Source organism: Noviherbaspirillum galbum, assembly GCF_010974945.1.
Classification (GTDB): Bacteria; Pseudomonadota; Gammaproteobacteria; order Burkholderiales; family Burkholderiaceae_D; genus Noviherbaspirillum; species Noviherbaspirillum galbum.
In genome coordinates, this window is the sequence record NZ_JAAIVB010000092.1 from 1 (window position 1) to 2,483 (window position 2,483).

3 protein-coding genes are annotated in these 2,483 nt (G+C 63.0%); all 3 read right to left on the reverse strand.

The annotated features are described in order from the left end of the window. Positions 1-42: 42 nt before the first annotated feature. The 3 genes from tnpC to tnpA are packed head-to-tail and all read right to left on the reverse strand — an operon-like array spanning position 43 to position 2,436. Entirely contained in the window at positions 43-1,617 is a 1,575-nt protein-coding gene (gene tnpC / locus G3574_RS27990) for an IS66 family transposase (protein WP_163968859.1), read from the reverse strand. A gap of 37 nt (positions 1,618-1,654) precedes the next feature. Then, on the reverse strand, positions 1,655-2,002 hold the full coding sequence (gene tnpB / locus G3574_RS27995) for an IS66 family insertion sequence element accessory protein TnpB (protein ID WP_163968860.1): 348 nt from the start codon (positions 2,000-2,002) through the stop codon (positions 1,655-1,657). Beyond that, positions 1,999-2,436, reverse strand: coding sequence for an IS66-like element accessory protein TnpA (gene tnpA / locus G3574_RS28000; RefSeq protein WP_163968861.1), 438 nt, complete (start codon positions 2,434-2,436; stop codon positions 1,999-2,001). The genes tnpB and tnpA overlap by 4 nt, the downstream gene beginning before the upstream one ends. Between the last annotated feature and the right edge of the window lie 47 nt (positions 2,437-2,483).

Genomic DNA, 2,483 nt, shown 5'->3' on the forward strand with positions numbered 1-2,483 from the left:
GTAAGCGTTAGTTGAGCACCGTGGTTGACGGCGAAGTGGAAGTCAGGCGGGGACGGCGAAGGAAGGCAGTTCGCCCGCGACGTTCCAAGGCAGCAGATCATCAATGCGGTTGATTGGGTGATCGGCGATGCGACCCAGAACGTGGTGTAGGTAGGCCTGCGGATCAATGCCGTTGAGCTTGGCCGTGCCAATGAGCGAGTACATTGCCGCAGCACGCTCCCCACCCGAGTCCGCGCCGGCAAACAGATAGTTCTTCCGACCCAACGCCACGCCGCGCAGGGAACGTTCCGCTGCCGAGTTGTCGATCTCGATGATGCCATCATCGCTATAGCGCGTCAGTGCCGGCCAGCGATTGAGGGCATACAGGATCGCCGCGGTTGTGTCGGACTTGCGCGACAGGGTCGGTAATGTCTCGCGCAACCACCCTTCCAATGCATCAAGCAGCGGCCTGGCTTGTTCCTGCCGCACGCGTCGCCGCTCCTGCGGCGGTTTGCCGCGGATCATTTCTTCGATGGCATACAGTGCGCCGATACGACGCAGCGCCTCGCCCGTGATCGGCGATGGCCTTGCCTGCTCCAGTTCGTAGAACTTGCGCCGGGCATGCGCCCAGCACGCCGCCTCCTGGATTCGGCCCGACTCGTACAGCGCATTGAAGCCGGCGAAGCCATCAGCCTGCAGCACACCGCTGAAGTCCTTCAGGTGTTGTTGTGAATGGGCGCCCTTGCGGTCCGGTGTGTAGGCAAACCATACCGCTGGCGGGTCCTGTGACCCGCTGGGGCGGTCGTCGCGGACATAGGTCCACAGCCGTGCCGTCTTCGTCTTGCCCAGGCCGGGCGCTAGCACCGGCAGCGGCGTGTCGTCGGCATGCAGCTTGCCGGCAGCGCGTACATGACGGGCGATGGCCTCCACCAACGGGTTGAGCAAGTCGCTGCAGGCACCAACCCAGTCGGCCAGCAAGCCTCTGGAGAGCTCTACACCCTCGCGCTCGTAGATCACTGATTGGCGGTAGAGCGGCAAGTGGTCCGCAAACTTGGCCACCAGCACATGCGCCAGCAGGCCGGGGCCCGGCAAGCCACGCTCGATCGGCCGGCTGGGGGCAGCGGCTTGCACGATACAGTCGCAGCAGGAGCATGCCAGCTTGGGACGCACATGGCGGATCACCCGGAAGCTGGCCGGCACGTATTCGAGCTGCTCGGACACATCCTCGCCCAGCTGCTTGAGGTTGCCGCCACAGGCCGGGCAAGCCTGCTCGACAGGCAGGTGGACCTGCTCGTCGCGCGGCAGGTGTGGTGGCAGCGGTTTGCGTTGCGGCTTGCGGAAGGGGCGCTTCTGGCGTTGTGCTGCACTGGCGGACTGCCCTTCGTCGGCCTGCAGGTCTTCCAGGCGCAATTCCAGCTGGGCAATCTGGATGTCTAGCTTCTCAGACTTGCGGCCGAACTGCATGCGCTGCAGCTTGGCGATCCACAGCTTCAGGTGTTCGATCTCGGCAGTACGGGTAGAGAGTTGTTCGCGCAGGTCGCTAACGGCGACTTCCTTCTGTGCCAGCGCCGCGTCCCGTTCGGCAATCATGGCCTTGAGAGCGGCGATATCGTCAGGAAGGTTAGTGGGCGAAGGCATGCCCGCAAGTTTACGCAGGTGTGGGGAGGTTTACAAGTCAGAACGCCGATAGCGGGACCTGCGTGCGCTCAGGGCGGCGCCAGTCGATGCCTTCGAGCAGCATCGACAGCTGGGCGGAGCTGAGCGCTACGCTACCCTGTGCGGCTTGCGGCCAGATGAAGCGGCCGCGTTCGAGCCGCTTGGCTAGCAGGCACAGGCCATCGCCGGTCCACCACAGAACCTTGATCAGGTCACCGCGCTTGCCGCGGAAGACGAAAACATGACCGGAATACGGGTCTTCAGCCAGCGCGGTCTGCACCTTGGCGGCCAGGCCATTGAAACCGCTGCGCATGTCGGTGAAGCCTGCTGCCAGCCATACGCGTGTGCCCGCCGGCAGGCCGATCATGGCAGCAAGCGATCGAGAATACGGTTGAGCACCGCATCGTCGGGTACGCCTTCGATGGTAAGGCTTCCATTGGCACATTCCAGGCGAATGACGCCGGTAGCAGCAGTACTGGCAGATGCAGCAACAATAGCCGGCGCAGGTTCAGTGAGCGTCACCGGCAACAGCGCTGTAGTGGTGGCTGCTTCGGCTCCCAGTGCGCCTTCGCGGTAGAGCTTGCGCCAGGCAAAGACCTGGTTGGCATTGACGCCGTTCTCCCTTGCGATGCGAGCCACCGAGGCGCCATCCTGCATTGTTTGCTCGACCAACGCCAGTTTGAATTCCAGGCTGTGCCGGCGATAGTGCTTGGTATCTGTAGTGGAAGTGACCGGTCGATCCATTATGTCCATGATGTCGATTGTGGACACAAACCAGGCGTGCCACACCGGTCGAATCATGCCGACGGCACATCACTTCGTCCAGACGGCTCTCAAAGGACGCTTAC

Excerpts from the sequence above, each read along its gene's own strand:
- tnpC (WP_163968859.1), bottom strand. The coding sequence starts at position 1,617 with ATGCCTTCGCCCACTAACCTTCCTGACGATATCGCCGCTCTCAAGGCC.
- tnpB (WP_163968860.1), bottom strand. The coding sequence starts at position 2,002 with ATGATCGGCCTGCCGGCGGGCACACGCGTATGGCTGGCAGCAGGCTTC.
- tnpA (WP_163968861.1), bottom strand. The coding sequence starts at position 2,436 with ATGATTCGACCGGTGTGGCACGCCTGGTTTGTGTCCACAATCGACATC.